Annotated in this window: 20 protein-coding genes and 1 tRNA gene; 8 read left to right on the top strand and 13 right to left on the bottom strand. The window is 58.5% G+C overall.

Annotated features, from left to right (window positions below; genetic code table 11):
- Positions 1 to 50: 50 nt before the first annotated feature.
- Complete coding sequence (locus U5809_RS07680; protein WP_322086064.1) at positions 51 to 2,036, bottom strand: ATP-binding cassette domain-containing protein; 1,986 nt, start codon at positions 2,034 to 2,036, stop codon at positions 51 to 53.
- Positions 2,037 to 2,263: 227 nt separating this feature from the next.
- The gene (locus U5809_RS07675) at positions 2,264 to 2,668 is read right to left on the bottom strand and encodes a DUF4399 domain-containing protein (RefSeq protein ID WP_322086063.1); all 405 of its coding nucleotides are present in this window, start codon (positions 2,666 to 2,668) and stop codon (positions 2,264 to 2,266) included.
- Between the two features lie 198 nt (positions 2,669 to 2,866).
- On the opposite strand from U5809_RS07675, the gene U5809_RS07670 reads away from it, so the two are divergent.
- Positions 2,867 to 3,049 carry a rubredoxin gene (locus tag U5809_RS07670; RefSeq protein ID WP_034190709.1) on the top strand — a complete coding sequence of 61 codons (183 nt, stop codon included), beginning with the start codon at positions 2,867 to 2,869 and terminating at the stop codon, positions 3,047 to 3,049.
- A gap of 258 nt (positions 3,050 to 3,307) precedes the next feature.
- Here the strand turns inward: U5809_RS07670 and U5809_RS07665 are convergent, their stop codons facing one another.
- The 6 genes from U5809_RS07665 to U5809_RS07640 all read right to left on the bottom strand — a co-directional run bounded on the left by U5809_RS07665 (position 3,308) and on the right by U5809_RS07640 (position 13,531).
- The gene (locus U5809_RS07665) at positions 3,308 to 4,744 is read right to left on the bottom strand and encodes a TolC family protein (RefSeq protein WP_322086062.1); all 1,437 of its coding nucleotides are present in this window, start codon (positions 4,742 to 4,744) and stop codon (positions 3,308 to 3,310) included.
- A complete protein-coding gene (locus U5809_RS07660; RefSeq protein WP_322086061.1) occupies positions 4,734 to 6,152 on the bottom strand; it encodes an HlyD family type I secretion periplasmic adaptor subunit in 1,419 nt (472 codons plus the stop codon). The genes U5809_RS07665 and U5809_RS07660 overlap by 11 nt, the downstream gene beginning before the upstream one ends.
- A gap of 2 nt (positions 6,153 to 6,154) precedes the next feature.
- Positions 6,155 to 8,299 carry a type I secretion system permease/ATPase gene (locus U5809_RS07655; RefSeq protein WP_322086060.1) on the bottom strand — a complete coding sequence of 715 codons (2,145 nt, stop codon included), beginning with the start codon at positions 8,297 to 8,299 and terminating at the stop codon, positions 6,155 to 6,157.
- Between the two features lie 106 nt (positions 8,300 to 8,405).
- Positions 8,406 to 11,855, bottom strand: a complete 3,450-nt coding sequence (locus tag U5809_RS07650; protein ID WP_322086059.1) for a hypothetical protein — start codon at positions 11,853 to 11,855, stop codon at positions 8,406 to 8,408.
- A gap of 2 nt (positions 11,856 to 11,857) precedes the next feature.
- Positions 11,858 to 12,442, bottom strand: coding sequence for a hypothetical protein (locus tag U5809_RS07645; RefSeq protein ID WP_322086058.1), 585 nt, complete (start codon positions 12,440 to 12,442; stop codon positions 11,858 to 11,860).
- A 387-nt stretch (positions 12,443 to 12,829) separates the two neighbouring features.
- Positions 12,830 to 13,531 (bottom strand): hypothetical protein, encoded by a 702-nt coding sequence (locus U5809_RS07640; protein WP_322086057.1) that lies wholly within the window; start codon positions 13,529 to 13,531, stop codon positions 12,830 to 12,832.
- Between U5809_RS07640 and U5809_RS07635 the strand changes: the two genes are divergently transcribed.
- From U5809_RS07635 to U5809_RS07615, 5 genes are all read left to right on the top strand, one after another.
- Positions 13,514 to 15,136 carry a pyridoxal phosphate biosynthetic protein PdxJ gene (locus U5809_RS07635; protein WP_322086056.1) on the top strand — a complete coding sequence of 541 codons (1,623 nt, stop codon included), beginning with the start codon at positions 13,514 to 13,516 and terminating at the stop codon, positions 15,134 to 15,136. The genes U5809_RS07640 and U5809_RS07635 overlap by 18 nt on opposite strands.
- Positions 15,106 to 15,582 carry a hypothetical protein gene (locus U5809_RS07630; RefSeq protein ID WP_322086055.1) on the top strand — a complete coding sequence of 159 codons (477 nt, stop codon included), beginning with the start codon at positions 15,106 to 15,108 and terminating at the stop codon, positions 15,580 to 15,582. Before U5809_RS07635 ends, U5809_RS07630 begins: the two co-directional genes overlap by 31 nt.
- Before the next feature lie 97 nt (positions 15,583 to 15,679).
- On the top strand, positions 15,680 to 16,042 hold the full coding sequence (locus tag U5809_RS07625) for a hypothetical protein (protein WP_322086054.1): 363 nt from the start codon (positions 15,680 to 15,682) through the stop codon (positions 16,040 to 16,042).
- Positions 16,043 to 16,054: 12 nt separating this feature from the next.
- Complete coding sequence (locus U5809_RS07620; protein WP_322086053.1) at positions 16,055 to 16,660, top strand: ead/Ea22-like family protein; 606 nt, start codon at positions 16,055 to 16,057, stop codon at positions 16,658 to 16,660.
- Positions 16,661 to 16,704: 44 nt separating this feature from the next.
- Entirely contained in the window at positions 16,705 to 16,887 is a 183-nt protein-coding gene (locus tag U5809_RS07615; RefSeq protein WP_322086052.1) for a hypothetical protein, read from the top strand.
- Positions 16,888 to 16,891: 4 nt separating this feature from the next.
- Here the strand turns inward: U5809_RS07615 and U5809_RS07610 are convergent, their stop codons facing one another.
- The 4 genes from U5809_RS07610 to U5809_RS07595 form a co-directional block, all read right to left on the bottom strand.
- Positions 16,892 to 17,359 carry a hypothetical protein gene (locus U5809_RS07610; RefSeq protein ID WP_322086051.1) on the bottom strand — a complete coding sequence of 156 codons (468 nt, stop codon included), beginning with the start codon at positions 17,357 to 17,359 and terminating at the stop codon, positions 16,892 to 16,894.
- Between the two features lie 3 nt (positions 17,360 to 17,362).
- Positions 17,363 to 17,941, bottom strand: coding sequence for a hypothetical protein (locus U5809_RS07605; RefSeq protein WP_322086050.1), 579 nt, complete (start codon positions 17,939 to 17,941; stop codon positions 17,363 to 17,365).
- Entirely contained in the window at positions 17,941 to 18,711 is a 771-nt protein-coding gene (locus tag U5809_RS07600) for a hypothetical protein (RefSeq protein ID WP_322086049.1), read from the bottom strand. The genes U5809_RS07605 and U5809_RS07600 overlap by 1 nt, the downstream gene beginning before the upstream one ends.
- 117 nt (positions 18,712 to 18,828) lie before the next feature.
- The gene (locus U5809_RS07595) at positions 18,829 to 19,926 is read right to left on the bottom strand and encodes a site-specific integrase (RefSeq protein WP_322086048.1); all 1,098 of its coding nucleotides are present in this window, start codon (positions 19,924 to 19,926) and stop codon (positions 18,829 to 18,831) included.
- Between the two features lie 216 nt (positions 19,927 to 20,142).
- Between U5809_RS07595 and U5809_RS07590 the strand changes: the two genes are divergently transcribed.
- Positions 20,143 to 20,217, top strand: a tRNA-Arg gene (locus tag U5809_RS07590).
- A gap of 97 nt (positions 20,218 to 20,314) precedes the next feature.
- On the opposite strand, the gene U5809_RS07585 is transcribed toward U5809_RS07590, so the two are convergent.
- Positions 20,315 to 21,469: a right-handed parallel beta-helix repeat-containing protein gene (locus U5809_RS07585; RefSeq protein WP_415877933.1), complete on the bottom strand. Its 1,155-nt coding sequence runs from the start codon at positions 21,467 to 21,469 to the stop codon at positions 20,315 to 20,317.
- A 527-nt stretch (positions 21,470 to 21,996) separates the two neighbouring features.
- On the opposite strand from U5809_RS07585, the gene U5809_RS07580 reads away from it, so the two are divergent.
- Entirely contained in the window at positions 21,997 to 22,329 is a 333-nt protein-coding gene (locus U5809_RS07580) for a hypothetical protein (RefSeq protein WP_322086047.1), read from the top strand.
- Positions 22,330 to 22,352: the final 23 nt, after the last annotated feature.

The following is a 22,352-nucleotide window of genomic DNA, read 5'->3' as shown; positions in this document are numbered from 1 at the left end:
ACTGGTTCCGCGTGGCGCGCCAATCACGAGATCGGCGCGCACCGCACGCGTCACGCCGGCTTGCGCTTCGCCTCGAGCGTTTCCCACCGTTCGAGCGCGGTGAGCAGTTCGTCGTCGATCGCCGCGAAGCGCTCAGTCAGGCGCGTACCTTCCTGCGGATCCTTCGCGAAAATCGAGCCGTCCTCGAGCCGCGCATTGATCGTCTTCTGCTCCTCTTCGAGCGCGGCGATCTTCTCCGGCAGCGAATCGAGTTCGCGCTGCTCGTTGAACGACAGCTTCACCGTGCGCTGCGCATTGCGGCCCGCGGCACTTTTCGCCGCGTCTTCCTTGACGGGTGCCGCCTCGCTGACCGCGCGCTTCGCGGCTTCCTGCTGCGCGAGCTGATCCGCGCGCGCGCTCTGGATCTGCCAGTCGCTGAAGCCGCCGACATATTCGCGCCACTTGCCGTCGCCCTCGGCCGCGATCACCGACGTCACGACGTTGTCGAGGAACGCGCGATCGTGGCTGACGAGCAGCACCGTGCCGTCGTAGTCGGCCAGCAGTTCCTCGAGCAGTTCGAGCGTCTGGATGTCGAGGTCGTTGGTCGGTTCGTCGAGCACCAGCACGTTGGCCGGACGCGCGAACAGGCGCGCGAGCAGCAACCGGTTGCGCTCGCCGCCCGACAGCGACTTCACCGGCGAACGCGCGCGTTCCGGCGCGAACAGGAAATCGCCGAGATAGCTCATCACGTGCTTGCGCACGCCGCCGATCTCGACCCATTCACTGCCGGGGCTGATCGTATCCGCGAGGCTCTTTTCCTGGTCGAGCTGCGCACGCATCTGGTCGAAATAGGCGACCTGCAGGTTGGTGCCGATGCGCACCGTGCCTTCGTCGGGCTTCAGTTCGCCGAGAATCAGCTTGAGCAGCGTCGTCTTGCCAGCGCCGTTCGGGCCGATGAAGCCGATCTTGTCGCCGCGCATCACCGTCGTCGAGAAGCGATCGACGACCGCGCGGCCGCCGTAGCGCTTCGTCACGTCGGTCAGCTCCGCGACGATCTTGCCGGACTTCTCGCCCTGTGCGACATCCAGCTTCACATTGCCCAGCGTATTGCGGCGCTCCGCGCGCTCGTTGCGCATCTGCACGAGCCGCGCGATGCGGCCGACGCTGCGCGTGCGGCGCGCTTCGACGCCCTTGCGGATCCACACTTCTTCCTGCGCGAGCAGCTTGTCGAACTTCTCGTTTTCCACGCGCTCGATTTCGAGCTGCTGTGCCTTGCGCGTCTGGTACGCGGAGAAATTGCCCGGGTACGACAGCAGCCGACCGCGATCGAGGTCGACGATGCGCGTCGCGACGCGGTCGAGGAACGCGCGATCGTGCGTGATGAACAGCAGCCCCGCGCGCTGCGCGACCAGCAATTCTTCCAGCCAGCGGATGCCGTCGAAGTCGAGGTGGTTGGTCGGTTCGTCGAGCAGCAGCACGTCGGGCTGCAACACCAGCGCGCGCGCCAGCGCGACACGCTTCTGCATCCCGCCCGACAAGGCATCGACGGGTGCATCGACGTCCGCCAGGCCGATCTGCGCAAGCGTCATCGATACGCGCGTGCGCCAGCTCCACGCGTCGTGCGCGTCGAGCGACGACTGCAGTGTGTTCATCCGCGCGAGCAGCGCATCGTGTTCGGCGCCTTCGGGTATATCCGCGAGGCGGTGCGCGATCGAATCGTATTCCTCGAGCAATTCGCGCGTGTGCGCGAGCCCCGACGCGACCGCGTCGAACACCGTCGCGCCCGGCTCGAATTCGGGCTCCTGCGGCACATAGACGGTCACGAGTTCCTGCTGGCGCGTGATCAGGCCGTCATCGGGCTTCGCGAGACCGGCGACGATCTTCAGCAGCGACGACTTGCCCGCGCCGTTGCGGCCGATCAGGCCGACGCGCTCGCCGGCTTCCAGCGAGAAATCCGCGTGATCGAGCAACGCGACGTGACCGAACGCGAGTTGCGCGCCGGTAATGGAATAGAGCGACATGGGGAGACGGCGAAGAGAGAAATCGGAAGCGCCCATTGTACCGGTCGCGGAGGCCGGCACCGGCATGGCCGGATGGACGAGCTGCAAGGGGCACACAAAACGCGCCGGCGCGGTGCGATGGACGGCTGGCCGCCGGTTACCAGACAGATGCCGCCCGTGCGGGTTGCATGCCCGCACAAACGGGCAAAAGCCGGCCCGATGCCCGCGGCCGGCCGATCGGCAATCCCGCGCGCGGCGCACCGGGCGCCCGCGCGGAGGTGCGATTACTTCACGTTGACGGTGATCGTCGAGCTCATTTCGGGACCGTACGAACGGTGCGCGCCGTCGCCGAGCTGCAGCGTCAGCGTGTGCTGGCCGGGCGCCAGCTTCACGTCGGTTTCGGTCTGGCCCTTGCCGAAATGCAGCGAATGGTCGCTCGCCGGGATCACGTCACCCTTCGGCACCGGCTGGCCGTCGATCAGCAGGTGATGGTGACCGGTATTCGGCGTCATGTCGCCGGCCGGCTTGAGATCCATGCCTTCGAGACCGAACTTCACGTGCACGGGACTCGACACCGTCGCGCCGTCCTGCGGCGCGACGAAGAACACACGCGCTTCGGCGCGCGCGAGCGTCGACACGGCCAGCGCCGCGACACACACCGCACCCGCGATCCACTTTCTGTTGAGCATCGTTTCCTCCTTCAGATTGACAGGCTCACGAAGCATACACTGCATGCCCGCCCCACGCGACGACGCCGGTTGTTCGCGATGCGTACGTTTAAAACGACGTTGCGGAGGCGTTCGACGAAATTCCGGTACCATTGCGCCTTTCGTCCGCCGGCCAGGCCGCGGACGGCATCACCGAGTTTCCATTTTCCCGAGCGCCACATGAGCGAAGTAACCGAATACCAGAGCTGGGTCTGCCTGATTTGCGGGTGGGTCTACAACGAAGCGGAAGGGCTGCCCGACGAGGGTATCGCGGCCGGCACCCGTTTCGCCGACATTCCCGCCGACTGGCGCTGCCCGCTGTGCGACGTGGGCAAGGAAGATTTCGTCGTCGTCGATTTCTGATTTTTCGTTCCCGTCTCGGCTGATCCCGCGATACGCGCGTCGGCACGCATTCCGCCCCGCCGACGCGCCGCGCGTTTGCTATACTCTGCGCGCTGTCCACACCGCCGTCCGGTTCGCGTTTTTCGCGCGATTGCCTGGACATGGCTCTCCCCGTAGTTCAGGGGATGGAATGATAAGCGCAAGGCTTATCCAGCAAGGCACCCACCCCTTGCTGTAGCAAATTTGTAGCGCACGCAATGACGCGGACCACGCACTTCGCTACTCATCCGCGACATCGCTCAAATCCAAGCGTCCGAGTCTCGACGCTAACAAAAACCGTGCGCTGCGCCAGTCGGCCAGCGACTGCACTCGTCGCTGCTCGGCCATTGCCAAAGCTGCTTGGGTATTCAACAGTTCCAGAATATTGCCCACCCCCATCCGATAACGATGCTGCGCCGCATCAAATGCGCGGCGCGCAATGGCCAACAATTTCTCGCTCTGCGCGGCGCTAGCGGTCGCCGTATGCAATGCATGCCACGCCGACCATACATTCAGCGCAACCTGCTCGCGCGCTCCGTCTAGCATGCCCTGCTGCCGCTCCGCCTCTGCCCTCGCCTGATCAATCTGATAGTGTCGACTGAATCCCTCGAAAATCGGGATGCTAACCTGAACGCCGATAAACGCATCGCGCCCGGTAGCAGGGAATGTCGGGATTCCAAGTCCAAGGCTGGCCGGCTGATTGTTACGACTGTACTTGCCCACAAGACTCACACTCGGCAACCCTTCTGCGCGGGTTTGTGCCACCTTGGCCTGCGCGGCTTCGAATTGGGCCTGCGCAGCCTGCACCGTCGGATGTGTGCGTTTGACTTCTTCGATTAACTTCGCGACCGGCTCGTCCCAATCCCGTCCTGGCAACGCCATGGCAGTGATCGGCGGCACTTTCATCGGCACTGTCGGGTCGAGCCCCATGTCGGCCGCAAGCGCCCCCAACGCAGCCTGTAAATCACCCTCTGCCCTAATCCGATCGTTCGCAGCCTGCTCGTGCTGCGTCTGGGCCTGAAGTGCATCCGAGATCGGCGCAACGCCCCGGTCAACCCGCGTCTGCGCCGCTGTCGCACTGTCTGCTGTCGTCTGTTCGACCTCGCGCGCCACATCAAGCGCGCCTTGTGCGGCTTCGGCCGAGTCGTAGTCTTTCGCCACCGTCCCAAATTGGTCCTGCAGCGCGGCATCTTGCGTTGCCCTCGCGGCTGCAAGCAGATCGGACGCGTTACGCACAGCTGCCGTGCGCCCCCCAAAGTCGAACAGCAGCCAATTCAATGTCAGGCTTTCCGAGCGAATCGCGGCGGTTGACCGCGAACTCAGTTGTGGATGGTCATTCACGTCCGTGTGCGAACTGTCGCGCACGCCCTGCCAGTCGCCGGAAATCGTCGGTAGGAATGCTGCTCGGGCCACCCCGACTGCAGCCGCGCGTGATTTGACGTCAGCCCAAGCCACACGGGTTTTCGGGTTATGGCAAAGCGATCTCGCAACCGCCTCTTCCAATGTGAGCGGCGACCCGAGCGGGCCAAACTGGCAGGCTTGCGGAGTGGCGATGATTCCGGCAGCAGGCGTTTCCGGCACGTTGCGCTCGGCGAAAAGCGGATCGAACGCCCAAACCGGAACACTAGCCAGCACAAGCCCCGCGCCGGCCAACCACACTCTTTTCTTACCGCTCATGGAGGCTCTCTTGCGCACCCTCAACAAGCGGGCTGAGGAAATATTGTGCAACGGTCTGTTTGCCAGTATTGATGTCGGCCGTTACCGCCATGCCGGGTGTCAACGCGATCCAGCGATCATCAACTCGAATCCGGTTAGCTTTGAGGCGAATGCGCGCTGTGAATACAAGACCCTGCTTCTTGTCTTGCGCAGCGTCATTCGCAACCGACACCACCTCACCTTCGAGTAGTCCATAGCGCGTGTAAGGAAAAGCTTCTACTTTAACGGCCGCGCGTTGCCCGACCTTGACAAACCCGATGTCGCGATTGTCAATCGTAGCCTCAACCTCCAGCGCGTCGTCCGGCACGATCTCCATGACAGCCTGAGCAGTCGTCACAACTCCACCGAGTGTGTGCACTGCCAATTGCTGAACCGTTCCCGCCACTGGCGAATTCAGACTCATCAATCCGGCCCGCGTGTGTGCTTTCGTTTCGTCATTACGACTTTGTGCAAGCTGTTCATTGGCCTTCTCCAATGCATCCAGTTGCTCGCGCCGAAACTGCGAAATTGTCGCTTCGATATCTGCGCGCTGCTCGGTAATACCGGCGGAAAGTTCCCGTGCGTGATCGCGCTGCGCAGTCAACTCATGCTCCTGATTGAGCGCCGTTTGCTCCTTTTCTAAATAATCGTGTTTGGCGACGTATTGATCGACCGCCAGCGCCTTGTAGTCGTCTGCTTGCTTACGAGCAAGAGGCGAAGTTGATGCCAATTTTGCGACTTCCGCACGCGTGCTATCCAGTTCGGCATCGCGCTTCGCTAGCTCAGCTTTCGCCGATGTCAACTTGTCGCGAAACTCGCGCCACGCGCCTTCGGCGAGTCGCTGCGTTTCGCGCTGTCGATCGTCCGACACACCATCGACCAAAGCAACTTTGGGCGGCTCGTTTGTCTGCAATGAGTCGAGCAGCGCTTGCGCACGAACCGCGGCCAATGCAGCATCCTGTCGCGACGCCTTCGCCTTGTCTTCGTCCGCCGCCGCCTGCGTCGTGTCCAATCTCAGCAACGCTTGCCCCGTGACGACCCGCTGACCGTCATGTACTGCGATCTCCCGGACAACTCCCGTCAAGGCCGGCTGGATGATCTTGACCTGCGCATTGGGCACCAGCTTGCCCTTTGCGGTCACAACGATATCCAGCCGCGCAATCAAGCAAATCAAAACCGCAACAACCACCAGCGCTGAGATCATGCGCGCGGTCCATCGCGGCGCCGGATGCATCGGCGTTTCAACAAGCTCCAGGTGCGCCGGTTGAAATGCCAGCTCGTAATCACGCTTTGGCACTGCCTCAAGGTCTGCGCGGACCGCCCACGCCGCACGCCATACAGCGGCATATCGACGGAACAAGTCACGGAATGCATCATAACGAAGCGACATGGTTATGCTCCGTTTTGCAAGGACACAAGGTGAGCGTAGTAGCTCCCCTTTGCGAGCAGTTCATCGTGCACACCGCGCTCAACGATGCGGCCTCGATCCATCGCAACGATTTGATCTGCATGACGTACTGCCGTCAGACGATGCGCAACGATAATAACGGTCCGGCCCGCACAGATCGCCCGCATGTTCTGCTGGATAGCGCGCTCGGTTTCAAAGTCGAGTGCGCTCGTAGCCTCGTCGAAAATCAGGATGCGCGGATTTGTCAGCAACGCTCTTGCGATCGCGATCCGTTGACGCTGACCGCCAGAGAGATTACCGCCGTGCTCCTCAATCAGGGTGTCGTAGGCTTGCGGCAGTTCGCAAATGAATTCGTGAGCGCCGGCCAACTGGGCCGCGCGCATCACAGCTTCAAGGGGCGCGCCCGGATCTGCCAGCGCGATGTTTTCTCGAATCGTCCGCCGGAACAGAAGGTTTTCTTGCAGCACTACGCCGATCTGTCGACGCAGCCACGCCGGATCGGCCAACGCCAGGTCGACACCATCGATACGAATCGTCCCTGCCTCGGGCAAGTACAAGCGTTGCAACAATTTCGTCAGCGTGCTTTTGCCTGACCCAGACCGCCCTACGATACCCAAGACCTGACCTGCACGAATATCAAGCGAGACGTCATTCAGTACCGGTTGGCCATCAGGGCGATAGCGGAATCGGATTTGCTCAAAACGAACGTCACCGCGGATAGCTGGCATTGCCGTCACGGTGGACGGGATCTCGGTGCGCATATTTAGGATATCGGCAAGCCGCTGCATTGAAATGCCCGTCTGCTGGAAATCTTGCCAGAGCTGCGCCAATCTAAGCACCGGTGACGCAACCCGCTGCGAGAGCATGTTGAAGGCAACAAGCCCCCCAACGGTCAGATGACCATCAATGACGAGCTTAGCCCCAAAAAACAGCGTTGCTAGCGTGACAAGCTTCCCAACGTATTGAATCAACTGCTGCCCCACATTGCTGACAGAAGTCACACGAAATCCCGCCGTCACATAGGCGGCCAGTTGAGTCTCCCATTTACGAACGAATTGCGGTTCGACAGCCATGGCTTTGACGGTCTCGACACCCGTGACTGTTTCCACCAGGAATGCCTGACTATCAGCGCCACGCGCGAACTTCGCATCGAGTCGTCGTCGCAGCACTGGTACGAGAATCGCGGAAATCCCGGCATATATCGGAAGCGACAGGGCAACGATCAACGTCAGCCACACGCTATACACGCACATCACCGCGAGATAGATGACGGAAAACGCGAGATCAATGACGGCTGTCAACGCCTGCCCCGTCAAGAAGTTCCGGATGTTCTCCAGCTCGCGCACGCGTGCGACGGTATCGCCGACGCGACGAGCAGCGAAATAGTCCAGCGGCAAGGCAACTAGATGCCGAAACAGCCGCGTGCCAAGTTCGACGTCGATCCGATTTGTCGTATGGGAAAAGATGAAATTTCGTAAGCCGGTGAGCAAGACCTCAAACGTCGAGCTGACGAATAACGCAATGCATACGACGGCTAATGTGCTGCTCGTATGGTTGATGAGCACCTTGTCCATCACTACTTGAAACATCAACGGCGATACAAGCCCGAAGACCTGCAGAACAATCGAGATGCCCAGCACCTCCAGCAGCAGTCGCCGGTATTTGACGATCGCCGGAATGAACCATGAAAAATCAAAGCGGGCGAGTTCGCCTGCAAGCGAAGCACGTGAAGCAAATAGAATCTGGTATCCCGTCGCGCGCGTCGATAGCGAGTCAGTCGCGACAACCGTCGGTGCTGCGTTGTCCGCTTCCAGCACCAGCGCTGTATCGCCGTCGCTGCGCGCGACAATAAAATGCCGGCCGTCTCGGTCAAGGGCCAGTGAGGGCAACGGGACTTTATTTAGACGCTCAGGCACAAACGGCACAACGCGCGCCTTGAGCCCCAGCGAACGCGCTGCGAGCACAAGCGAATCGGGATCGAATGGCGCGTCGCCTCGAGCGGCAACGTGACGCAGCTTGCCTGCGTCAGCGACAATTCCGTGAAAACGAGCAATCGCAACGAGACATGCGAGGCCGCAGTCGGTCGCTGGCATAGCGCCGGCACTAGCAGGATTGACAGAGGCGTTCATCGAACAAAAACGAGTACCGCCCGAAGAAATTTCGGGCGGTCGAGTAGATATTGGCTATTCACTCGCCGGCATCGCAACTGCAATGCCGGCAAGGTCAGCAGCGCTTTTAATGCAGGCTTGCTGCAAGTTCAACAATCGGACTCTGCTGGACAGGTGTCGACAATGTGCTGCTTGCCGCCGGTACGTCATAGGACGCCATCGCGGCGATGAGACTGCGCATTTGGCTGTCGACCTTATCCGCTGTAGCCCCCGGGTCGTACATCAGATTCACACCCGCGATGTCGCCCGTACTACCGTCAGCACGCGTGAACGTGCTGTTAGTCAGGATCTGATTGCCGTTATTGTTCCGGTTAGCCTGCGTGCCATCGAGGTTGAGCGACGTGATGCCGAGCTGGTCGAGGCTCTTCAACTGACCAGTCTGAAATTGCCCCGTGCCTGTCGTGTCGACCCACACCTTAAGACTATTCCAAAGGGCATCGGATGCAGTTAACGTCCCATGTGCGGTACCGTCTGCGTGTTGTGCAAGCTTTTGAAGCTCATCGAAGCCACCTACCAATTGGCTATCTTGCGTTACAACATTGGTGTTGTTCCGGTCATTTGGATCATAAACAAGATAACCTTCGTTTGCGGTGCCCCAAGCCGTCTGGACCATCCTGCCGTCGTTGAGCATATCAAAATAAGTAGAGGAACTTGCCAATGCCGTTGTTTGGACGGCTTGACCGTCAAGCGACAAAATAATTGGGTCACTCGCAGGCGGCCCTCCGATCGGTACTGGATTTAGGTCCGGGGGATTAGGCACCGGATAAACTTCGACCCCTCCATCTCCGTTAGAACTAGATCCGGGAACACCTGCACTTGGGTCAGAAAAAACGGGTAACGACGGAGGCGGCGGCGCTCCAACTGCATGAGGCGTTCCAATCAAAGCCTGATATCCGTCACCCAGCGTCCATCCTGTACCAGTGTTTCCCGATCCAATAATAATATTACTGTTATTGTTAGCAGCGGCGCCAACCATATTCACGATACTATTTTGCGCATAAACCGTAACGCCTACGCCAGTAACCGTGATAGTGTCATATTGACCGGAGGCCCAAATCGTTTGATTATTCCCCGTAATATTTATAATTGCATTGCTGCCATTCAAGGTATCTCCGGTCCCACTACTAACATTCACAACCGACCCAGCGATCATATTCACCAAATCGTTAGATCCGTTAAGCCAAACACTCCCCCCCGATCCATTGACATTGACCGTATTTCGATCACCCGCAATACCTGCTGTAGTGTTATTACCGGCATTCAAGGTAATACCATGACCACTCACGTCAATCCGTGAATTATCAACTGTACTGACAGTGCCAGAAACACCGTTCACGAAATTAACGTGGTCATCCTGCGCATCTGTAGCGTTCTGTCCATTTCCACCAATCCATACGGAACTGTTACCCCCCGTGACCGTCGCCGTATTACTCATCCCGCTCAAGCCAAACAGGACGCTGTTGCCCGCGTTCACGGTGACGCCGTTACCGTTCACATCAATCCGGGAGTTGTCAAACGCATTGACGATACCAGAGACGCCGTTCGCGAAATTGACATGATCGTCCTGCGCACCCGTTGCGTTTTGACCATTACCCCCGATCCATACGGAACTGTTACCCCCCGTGACCGTTGCCGTGTTACTCATCCCGCTCAAGCCAAACAGGACGCTGTTGCCCGCATTCACGGTGATGCCGTTACCATTTACATCGATCCGGGAGTTGTCAAACGCATTGACGATACCAGAGACGCCATTCGCGAAATTGACATGATCGTCCTGCGCACCTGTCGCGTTTTGACCGTTACCCCCGATCCATACGGAACTGTTACCCCCCGTGACCGTCGCCGTATTACTCATCCCGCTCAAGCCAAACAGGACACTGTTACCTGCGTTCACGGTGACGCTGTTACCGTTCACATCAATCCGGGAGTTGTCAAACGCACTGACGATACCAGAGACGCCATTCGCGAAATTGACATGATCGTCCTGCGCACCCGTCGCATTTTGACCATTACCCCCGATCCAAACGGAACTATTCACGCCCGTCACAGTTGCTGTGTTGCCCGCGCCGCTTAAGCCAAACAGGACACTATTGCCCGCATTAAGGGTGAGGCCATTACCACTCACATCGACCCGCGAGTTATCGTTCGCGTTGACGATACCGGAAACGCCATTTGCGAAATTGACGTGATTATCCTGAGCGCCAGTGGCGTTCTGACCATTTCCACCGACAAAAACGGTACTATTTGCCCCCGCCACATATGCCGTATCGCCCATACCGTTAAGGCCGAATAAGACGCTGTTGCCCGCGTTCAATGTGATGCCGTTACCACTTACATCAACTCTCGAATTATCAAGCGTGTTGACGATACCGGAAACGCCACTTGCAAAGTTAACGTGATCATCCTGAGCACCCGTTGCATCTCGACCATTACCACCAATCGTGATGTTACCACCCACCCCATTAACAGAAATGTTATCGGAGCTGCCAACAACCTTCAGAAATGTATTAGCGCCAACAGAAACAGCGGAATTTGATGATTGCACGCTTCCGAACGTCGCAACATTAGAACTACCCGCAATCGAATATGATCCAGGGCCGTCAATATATACTTCAGCAACGTTATTATTTTGAGAATCCTTTGAAATAAACGAGTAACTTCCATCAGCCAACAATCCTAACATAGCTGACGAAGCAGAGTTTGGATCAGGAATTGTCCAAATATTCTCCGATGAGATTGATGAATTTTGAAGCGTCCCGGAACCACCTTTCACTCCTTGCTGATAGGTAAGCCCAGAAGAAAACGTATAAAGCGCACTTCCATCCGGCTGCAACGTTACACTCGTTGGAATATCAACACGATACCCGTTAATTTGGCCAGATTGGTCGATTTGCGGCACCAACATGCCTCCACCAAGCATACCCTGGACATTAGTCACGAAGCCAGATGAAAACGTCGCCTTTAAATCAGTAGAAAGGCTACTGTAGTACGAATTAATTAAATTCTGGATCGACGAAACCGTATTCGCAAATTTACTATTATCATTGGTAGCAACACCCGCCAGAAGAAACCCAGCCGCAGCGATGCTCAATCCAATTGTAGCTGCAGCCGCACCCTCCGGCGTTTTCAACGCCGCAGCTCCCAATGCACTCCCCAAAGTAGTTAGCAAAGTATTATTTTGCACCTGGACATTGGGATCCGGGCTCGTTGCTTGATAGCCAACCAAACCTAGGTTTGCGATAAGGCTAGCATATGCAGAACCGTTGACTATTTTACTTACAATTGCTGCTGCCTCAGGAGAACTCGCGGCAAAACCTTGCAACATCTGAATCGTACTAGCACCGACTCCTGTAACACCCGCCGCACCACTAACCGCATTCAAAATTCCAGGTGTTGTCGACGCTGAATTAATCGCACCGTTAAGCGAGTTAAATGCATCGGTGGTGCCAGTCGAAGTCCCCACAGCCTGCAAGAAAAGATCCTCAAGTGCTTGCGCAACAGAAATGGTCCCAGCCATAGCTACCCCTTTAGACTCTTCCTAATCTTAATAAGATTAAGAAAAGATATTGTCGAAAAAATCACCAATAGCACACACTCACCAACAAGAAGCTGCATATTTCGTTTACGCACAGCAGCGAGAAGCCCCATCGACTGTTCGCGCGTAGAAAACAATTTCCCATCTGGCGCCTTAATCAGCATTGGCCAGAAACTGCCACGACCACTCTCCAACAAAAACCCTTCGACATAGACCAAGGGAGGCGGATTTCCGCCGGGAATCCTGCCTTGAGCACTAATCGAGGTTCCCCTCTCCATGTTGTATGAGTGGCCGTCGGTGGTTTCAAAAGCAACCCACGAGGCTTGCCCTTTGGTAACCTGCTTGAAATGGCCGGTCGAACGAATAACTGGAACATCAGGAGGAATCGCGCCCGAAGCCGACACTATCCGGCCGCCTTGGACAAACAGTATTACGAACGGCCCAATCAATGAAAACCATAAAAGACTAGATTTCCACCCTGGATATTTTCCGATTATTTTAGACCTTCCTATCAGCAGCACATTAAATGCAGAAATCCAACCAGCACGATCAACTCTGTTAAGAATCATCTTTTTCTTTCAAAAAATCTTTCAAAATCATTTAACAAATTAAATTCATTGTTTTAATTCGCGTAATCCTGCAACCCAGACGGTACTCAACAACGTATCACATATTCTACGTATCCCCTCACATATTTTACACAATTTAACTTGACAGAATGCAATTTGTAATATTTGTTAGGAAATTGTCATTAGCCCGCCCATTTGCGAACACATTCCCGAGTGTTGTGCACATTTTTGCAACTCTTAAAGCAATCTAGTAAAGTTCGTTCCTCTGTCAATCGAAGACATTCTCGATCGCAGGTAAGGCATCTGGCTGCTTTTCAAATCAGCAGCCGGATACAAGTACTTGCCATCGCGCCCGGCCCACCCTGTTTTTTCGGCGACTTACCACCGTCACGGCGTTCGGCGCTCGACCGGAACCGACGCGATCGCCCTCGGATCGATCGCCCCACCCGTCACCGTGATATCCGGCGACACGGCGAACTGCGTGATGCGGTCCGCCTGCTTGTCCGCGCGCGACGACGACCCGAAGAAATACTCCTTCGAGCCGATCACCATCGTGATCAACACTCCGAGCAGCGTGTCGAGCGTGCTCTTCACGACGTCGGGCATCTTGATCTCACCGATCGCCAGATAGAACTCCAGCCCGATCACGACGAACAACGCCAGCGTGTACATGTAGGCGAGATTCCGCGCCGTGTGGTCGTGTTCGGCCGCAGCGTACTGGCGAGCGCTCGCGCGATCGTCGGCCACGACCTTGTCGGCCTGCACCTGAATGCCCGCCATGCTTTCCGCGTGAGCGAAACCGGTCTGCCGCATCTTCAGCTCGAAGTCGGTATCGGCTTGCTTCAACGCGAGCAGTTGCTCGGGCGTCACCGACTGACCGGCCAGCGCCGCCTTCACGGCGTCCACCGACCCGTCGCCGAAGCCGAGTTTGTCCGCGATAGTCGACGCGGCCAACCGCACAACTCTGCGAAGTCCGGATGCCCTCCGTATCGGAATGGCGGCATCGAATGCGATCGATAAAGCGAAGAAGGCCGGCAAGGCGCACTCCTCTGCGGCACGGGAGGTCGCGTAATGGACGACCGCACGCAACAGTTCGACCTGACCGGGGCGATCCAAACCGGTAATACGAAGGCGGCCGCAGCCGCGGCCGGCGCAACGTCGGCGGACCTGTGGATGGTCCCGTACGAACGGCTTCACTACGACCCGTCTGACAACATCAGACCAGTCGATCCCGAATGGGTGGCGCACCTCACTGCACTGATGATGCAGAACGGGTACGACAAGGGTTCACCGCTCCATTGCTACGCGCGGAAGGTCAAGGGCAAGGATCTGTTTTTCGTATACAAAGGGCAGCACCGCTACCTTGCTGCCGGCAAGGCAATCGAAGCAGGAAAGGACATCGGCAAGATCCCGGTCGTCGTCCGTGACGCCAAGACCGTCAATCGCGCCGAAATGGTGATCGACGGCTATCTCAGCAACAACGGCAAGCAGTCGTCGCCGCTTGATCTGGCCGCTGCCGTCGCAGAGCTGCGCGACATTCAAGGCATGACGCTTGCCGCCATCTGCAAGCGCTTGAACGTCACCGATCAAACGATCCGCGACGTCGGTCTGCTAGAACGGGCTCCGGCTGAACTGCATCAGCTCGTACGGAACGGCCAATGTACCGGCACACTGGCCATCGAGCAGATCCGCCTGCACGGCGGCGACAAAGCACTGGAACGCATCGTCGTCGGGATCGCCAAAGCCGCTGAAGCCGGCAAGACGAAGGTCACGAAGAAGTACCTCGATGCAGCGCCCCTGCTCGATACGCACCCGGACCCGGAACCTTCGCCCGAGCATGCAGCTCCCGCACCCGCCGACACCGATACGGACACCGATGCCACGTCCGACGCCGCACAGCTCGCCGCATCGACGGCCGCCGAAGCCAGGATCGAAACGCAGGCGCCGATGCAGGCAACGTCTCGCCAAAGCGCCCCTGCCAAGATCAGTGAGAAACAGTCAAAGCAACTTTTGCAGGCCCTGCAGGCTGTACTCCATGACAAGAATTTCGGCCGACTGGCAAAGCCGACCATCGAAGCAGTACACACTGCGCTGCTGCCGCCCGCCGATCTTCTCGGTTGCCCTTCGTCCGGAAAGATCTGGCCGGTCTCCGAGCCGGACGCAAATGGCGGCTGCGAGCCTATCGATACGGTATGCGGACCTGACCGAACCGGGAGAATCAAGGGCCCGCTGGCCTACATTCGCGTCGCTCAACCCGCACCGGGCGCGTGGATTTACGCGATCGAATACAACACCGGGACCAGCTTCGCGAGCGACCCGCTGAAGGTATCGCACCAGACGCGCGCGGTATGGACGCGCGTTCAAGCGATTCGTTCCGGCGCAGCGCGGCTCATCGAGACGATCAAATCACCGGTCCACGGGCGAACGAAAGCCGAGCAAGCATCATTCAAGCGCATTCTCGAATGGGCGCACGGGATCATCGACATGCCCGATCCCGACATGACGGTCGAATTCTTTGCCGCCACCAACAGGGGTGAACGCCCTGATTTGTCGGATGTGTTGACGGCCATCGGCCATAAGCAGCGGATCGCGTCGAATAAGGCGCTGCTCGATACAGCATTCCCGGCGCGGAAAGCAAAGCCCGGCCTCGACCCCGCATCCGCATGGCCGTTCCCGACCGGAGCCGCAAATTGACCCCGCGCCCGGCCCTTTCTACCCCACGTCCGCTGCCGCGAAAGCGGGAACACGCGGAGAAGCGCCCGGCTATCGCACTGGCGAGCGTCAACGGCACTTCGATGCAGTCGGACTTCAGCGGGCTGACGCCCGCAAAAGCGATCCAGAAGGACGAAGCGCCGCTCGCGCGGCGCAAACCTATCCAAACGAACGAAGCCTTGGCGGAGCCCCGCCAAGGCAGGCTCTCGCGGCTCGACGCCCTACGCATCGAGATCCGCGCGTTGATCACCGACATCTCGCACGCGGCCGACGTCGAGCTGCTGGACCTCATGGCCGACGAGATCGGATCGTTCGCTCGCCACAAGGCGGCGCAGGACACGCGCACCTGGGCAGCAACCGCCGGGATCACACTCGAAACCGGCTTGATGCAACTCGCCCGCGCACTTCCACAACACAAGGCACAGTGAAATGACACGACGAAGGAGTCCATTTGAAGTGTGCGGACTCAAACCGATCAGGCAAGACAGTGAAGGCCCTCTCTTCGACCCCGCAGAAGCGGCCACGATGATTGCGAATTCCATCAACGCAGATACAAACTACTTTCAGCGAAAAACAAAAGATATGAATACCGATTTTGCAAAAGCCGAGTCCGCTACCCACGACGCAATCGCACTCTTTGAGCGCTCGCTGTCTCGCATGGTCGACGCCGAGAAGCAGGTTGCAGAGTCGACGAAGAAAGCGGCAGGTAGCGTCCGGAAGTCTGCAAACGAACTCGGCGACACGATGCAACGCCTCTTGAAAACGGCGGATATCGACCGCCTTGAACGGTACGCCACCGTCCTCGAACGCATGGCAACAGCTATGCAGGTATTGGTCACCTTGGAGATCGACGGCAAGCTCGATCGTATCGTCAGCGCCATTCGATAATCGAGGAGCATCATGGAAAACACCACTAGCAACTACGATGCCCTGCAAGCGGCCGCCGAAAAAGCCACCAAGGGGAACTGGATCAACGTCGGCGCATGGGTAGAAAACGAGCGCGACGACCTGAAGGATATTTGCGACTGCCGGCCGACCGGGAACGAGGACTATGATCAAGCGTTGCGCGATGCCACCTATATCGCCCTCGCGAACCCTGACACCATCCTTCGACTTCTACTTGAACGGCGCACCGCGTCTGCAATCGCCGGCGCGTGCGACCTGACCCCGGCTGCTGTCGACGTACTCATGGAGCGTCGCCGGCAGATCGCGGAAAAAGGCTGGACCGCCGACCGCGACGATGGATATGTATGCGGTGAGATTGCAGCGCTCGCTTCGCACTATGCGATGCCCCCGAGCGTCCGGGACTGGACTGCGGCCGATACCGGCTACGGCGCGACGTGCGGCCAAGCAATCCTACCGGAAGGCTGGAGCGCCAAGATTGACGACAATCGTCGACGCGAACTGGTGAAGGCCGGCGCACTGATCCTCGCCGAGATCGAGCGCATCGATCCAAATCCGGGTGACGAATCCCGTCATGACCACCTGAATGGGGGATCGCTGTGAGCCTTTTGACGCGCGCGTACATCCTTGAAAAGTACGGCCCACGCATGACACTGGCGCAGCTCGCCCAGCTACTGCTAATGTCGGAAGGCACGATCCGCAACCAGATTAGTGCCGAGACATTTCCGATCCCGACGTACAAGGAAGGCGGGGCGCGCTTCGCTGCATACGATGCCGTTGCCGAGTATCTGGACGACATGTCAGCACGGGCACGGCGACTAGCTGCATGAACAGCTATTTAGCCGAATCGTCGAGGTTTGCGGCAACTGCGGGGACACGTTCGCGAGCCTCCTGCGCGACTTCTTTGATCTTCCCGGCCATGGCGGGCGAGTCAAGATGTTCACGCGCAGGAGTCTGAATATGGGCATAGCAACCGCCCTTGATGGAGACGAATGTAGCAGAATGCGAAGCGGAGCCTTTCGAGACGTGCGGTTTCCCTAAAGGCTTCCGCGACCAGCCGTCAATACAACCGCCGGTCAACAAGTCGCCCTGCGCGACCATAGACGTCGTAAATACGACGTCATTCATGGGAGAAGAATATGGTTGATCGATCCACGCGCTACTGTTCATCCCAAGCTGGAACCCCCAACGCATTTGCTTTGATCCCGGATCAATGGTTGGCGGAGACGCATTGAACTTTCGCGTCTTAAGTTCGATCTTTTCCGCTTCTATCGAAGAACAAATAGCAATCGCGTGAGCCATCTCTTATTCGCCCGTTTGCTCGTGGTTCAAGTACTTCCGGTCGTCCGCTTTCAAAATATGCTCAGGCAACAAAGCACGCAGCTTCGGCTTGTCCGAACTGGCAATCGCCTCCAAAACGAGACGCGGCTCTGTTTTGAGAAACTCTGCGAGATCGGCAGTTGTGACTTCAAACGGAAGCAGTGCCGCTAACCGTTCAGCGACGTCCAGAATCCGCTGCTCGTCTGGCTGCTCCAGTACCGTAGCAAAGGAATGTGCTTCGGAAACAAATTCCTCTTCTGAAAGCGCCTCGAGCAGATAGGCAGTGTACAAACCATCATAATCCAGCTTACGCTTTTGCCAGGCGGCAAACGACTTTAGCAAGTCGATTTCACCGACTCGGTCGCATGCCCATGTAAACATCGCGCTCATGAAACTATCGGAATCAATTGAGCGCACAACATATGAACGCGTCGTATGATCGGTCGACAGCTGAATAAAATGATCGAGGTTAAGCGAGGGCGTGTTAGGGTCAAATGGAACACGCCACTCTTCCGCTCCAGTCGTCACGGGTTGAGTTAGAAACACAGGAAGGTTCGAGGTCATCATTTGTCGCTGACAATAGTCGGCAATTGCTCGCGAGTAAATCGACAAATCGTCTCAAGCAATTTGTCGGGAGTTGCTGCGTCTTTACTCCGCCCCACCTCATGTCGCGGGCGGTCATTGACATCGATCGTAAACTGCAAACCCTTCTCAATAAGCTTGCCACTGTTTAGCGCAAGCATCACGGTCGATGGATTGATGCCAGCCTGCGCGGGACTTTTCCACTCAAAATGACGAGTCTGATACACCGACGCACCCAAATTGAAATACAGATCATTAATTTTAAAGCCAATTTGAAGCTGAACACTCGCCAGTTCGCCGAGCGGCCGGAATGAAATGAAGCGATCGTACACATACTTATGCAGATCAGCCATCGACTCCGAAGACGGATAATTAATCTGCACAATTACTGCTTCATGCACGTACTGGTGCGCCGGTCGAAATTCCAGTGCCTGTCGGTAAAAGTTTTGAATTTCTTCTACAACAGTCTGCAACTGCTGATCCAAAGTCCCATGAGGTCGAGGTACAGCCCCGCGCGTATACTGGACGGAAATCTGCGAAATCGCGATCGAATTACGATCCTTCGCAAAGATAATCCGCGGCATCGACGGATCCGCCGCATCGGGCACGTTCGTTTGCTGCGACTGTCCTGCACCAAACGACCCAAACGCAACCTCCGCGTCGCCTTGGGCGAAGCGGATGTTCGTCTGAGGCTCCTTGAAGTTCAGCAGGAACGTTACCTGCCCGAGCGCTGGATTCTGGAGTCGTATCATGTCTTGACTGACGGAACTTTCCTTTGTATACGGCGCGATACTATCAAACTTGACTGTGGTGCGCCATGAATGTCGTCCCGCACGGACAGAAGCACCCGCGAACCTAACATCACCGTTTTACGAATACTCAACGCCGCTGGTGCGACCCTTTTTTGCGACTTGAGCCGGATCAAGATTCGTGTAGCGCTTCAGATTGCGCCAGTCCTTGTGCCCCGTAACCGCCGCCACCTCCGGGATCTCCCAGCCGCCCTCGAAGAGTGCGCTCGTTGCCTCATGCCGCAAGTCATGCAAACGCAGGTCAACGATACCCTTGTCAACGCATGCAAGCTTGAAATATTTGCTGGCTGTACTCTTACCAAACCGAAAGATGTACTCGTTCGGATGCGGCTCGATCCTCGGGTCCGCCTTGCGCTTCGCCTCGTATGCCGGTGGCAGCGGATATCGCGCCTGACGCAGCAACACTTCGAGCGAGTCGCCGATCAGCGGCACCCACTCGTCGTTGCCCTTCTTCTGTCGCGGATGTTTGCGATCGCGGACGAGCGCGAGCCGGCGCTCGACGTCGAGGTCCGACCAAGTCAACCGAAATAGCTCGCCACGCCGGAATGCGCTTTTCATCGCCACGCGGATAACATCCGGCACCGCCTGTTCGCGCTCCGGATGTTCAGCGAACCACTCGAAGATCTTCACGATCTCTTCGCGCGTCGGCCGCCGATCGCGATGCTTCCCCGGCCCGATGAGCTGCAGGTGATCGAGGGTCGGCCGCGCAATGCTCGGAGCGTGCGGCAACCGCAGATCGAGCAGCGAGGCCATGTGTTTGTACACCGTCCCGAGCTTGGATACGTCCATGTCGATCGTGTACTGCCCTGCCCCCTCTTTCTTTCGCTCCTGGGCAAACTTGACCAGCCGCTTGGTCGATAGCTTCGCCGCCACCTCATCGTCAAAGTGACTTTCCAGCCGTTTGAGCATGTAGTCTTCGTTCGACTTCTCGGCGACCGGTCGGCCGGAATCATTGCGAGCGTTTCGATACAAGCGCACCAGCTCGCCGACCGTGATCGTCTGCTCGTCGACGGCAGCTTGCCCCTTGTCGATACCGCCCTCGATCTCGCGCGCCCACGCTTCGGCCGCGCCCTTCGTTCGAAATGTCTTTGATATACTCTGTCCCCGCCGGCGGACCTGAGCCCGCCAGCGGTCGCCGATCTTGAGGATCGAAGCCATGAAACACCCCGTTTGTGGACTGTAGCAATGCGTCATTCACATACGCTGCTACAGGGTTGATTTGTAGCAGAATTGTAGCAGGCGGGGCGTTAAACTATGCTTCACAACCCGTCATTTCGCGTCATACGCGGAAAGACGAAAATCCCGGAAAGGCACACAGGACAAGGCAAAGAGCCTGATTCACAAGGGTTCAGCCTATCCCGCTCAAACTATCCGCTCCCCGTAGTTCAATGGATAGAACAAGCGCCTCCTAAGCGCTAGATACAGGTTCGATTCCTGTCGGGGGGACCAGCCAAGCCCCACACCTCCCCCGCTACGCGCCACCACCAGCCTCGACCTGCCGGATCCGCGCTCGCACAACGCCATCAGGCGACCACCGCCCGCACCCTCACATCAACCCCGTCCGTACCTGCGGCATCAAACTCGCATCTGCACCGGTCACGTTAAACGTCCCCGTCGCCGATGCCCCCGACGGCAGCGCCATCAAACTGCCATCGCCCAACCGGTTCGCATCGACAACAATCTGGCTCGCCGCACACCCGCTCGCCAGCAGCGACAGCGGCGCACCCGCGATCGACGAGAACGTATTCCCCGTTACGCTGAACGAACACACATTCCCGTACGCCCGAAAACCGGCATAACCGGAGCCGGACACACTGTTGCCCGTCACCGCCACGTTCGTCACCGTTCCCGTCCACGTGTCCAGTTCGATCGCTGCCTGCTGCGTCGGCTGCAGTCCGTTGTTCACGTTCGAATTCTGGATGTTGGTCACGACGTTGCCGGTAATCATGACGTTCGATGCACCATACGTGTTCCAGCTGTCCTCCTGCGCCACCAGGATACCGGCCGCCTTCTGCACGCCGTCGACCGTATTGTTCGAAATCGTCGCGGCCTGCCCGCCGACCACCGCAATGCCGCGCCCCCACGGGTTGCCGGACACCGCGTTATGGTCGATCAGCACGTTGCTGCTGAGACGGCCGTCGCCGAGATAGCTGACGACGGCGATCAGGTCGTCGCCGGTGGCCGTCACCGTATTGTTCTGCACGAGCACGTTGATCGATCCGTTGGTCGTGTGGATGCCATCGGCCAGCGTCGCATGGACGGTATTGCCGACGATCGCGACGCCATTGCCACCGAACACGAAAATCCCCGCACTCGCGCCGCCGTCGATCGTCACTTTCAGCACCTGGACGCCCGCGCCCGTCACCTCGACCTTGGTCGACGCCGGCGTCGTAAGGCGCGTTGTGCCGATACCGACCAGCGTCACGCCCACGAGCGTCGAACCGGTGCCGCTCATCACGATCGTCTGGTCCGCGGGATTCGTGGCGGCCAGCGTCGCGCCGTATCCGGAAATCACCGCCTGCGGCACGCTGACCGTGAGCGAATGCCCGACGACGTAACGCCCCGGCGCGATGACGAGGCGCTGGCCGGTCTTCAGGCTGTCGAATGCCTTTTGCAGCGCATCGGCCTGATCGCTGCCGTCTGCGGCCGGATAGACGGTTACGTCGGCGACGAGAACGGAATTTGCACCTTGCGTGGGCAAAGGCGCCGCTCCGGAGGCCGTGCCAGCCACACTGGATGCCGCGCCGGGCGTCGCTCCGGCCACACTGGATGCCGCGCCGGGCGTCGTGCCGGCCGCACTGGACGCCGGCACGGGGCTGGCGGGACTCGCCGATGAAGACGAGCTGCCGGACGCCGCGCTGGCAGGCTCGGCGGACGACGCCGGCGAAACGGGTGTGCCCGCAACGGTCTGCGCCGCATTGTTGTCGCCGCCACCGCACGCGGCGAGGCCAAGGCAAAGCAAGGCGAGCATCGCCCGATCAACTGTTCGCATAGGATTTCTGACGAGCCCGAGATGGCGCCATCCTAAGTACACGTGGCGTCTTTGTAAATGAGGCCTTCGTCCGCCGTGTCGCACTGTGCGCCGTACGCACAAGCCGTTGGCGATCCTCTGCGTTTCATCGTCGTGACATGCGACATGCGATCGCACTTCGTCCGATCCCCGCGGACACGCACTGCGCATTGCGTAGAATCCCGAACCTTCTCCCGCACCCGCACCCGCACCCGACCATGATTCGAACCATCGCGGCGCTGGCCGCGCTTTCGGCCTTGACCTGCACGGCGAACGCCACCGATACCGGCACGGCACCCACCAGGCCACGCTATGTCAGCCCGGGCATCGCCAATGTCACGGCTGCCGCAGCACCGCATCTGGAAAGCACATCGCCCCACGCCCGCTGCCGCGAACTGGCCGCAGGCGTCGACGCGGTCACGCACGCCCCCGACCGCGGTCACAAGGTCGTGCGCGGCTTCGGCCCGGACGGCAAGCCGCGCAACGAACTGCGCGCCTATGACAAACGGGCCGACCTGGAAGCCGAGCATCAGCAGCTCGGCTGCCGATAACGAACACCACGCCGCCCGGCCGA

The organism is Burkholderia sp. BCC1999, assembly GCF_905339975.1.
Lineage (GTDB): Bacteria > Pseudomonadota > Gammaproteobacteria > Burkholderiales > Burkholderiaceae > Burkholderia.
The sequence above is the reverse complement of the archived record's forward strand: the minus strand, read 5'-3'. Positions and strand labels throughout refer to the sequence as shown.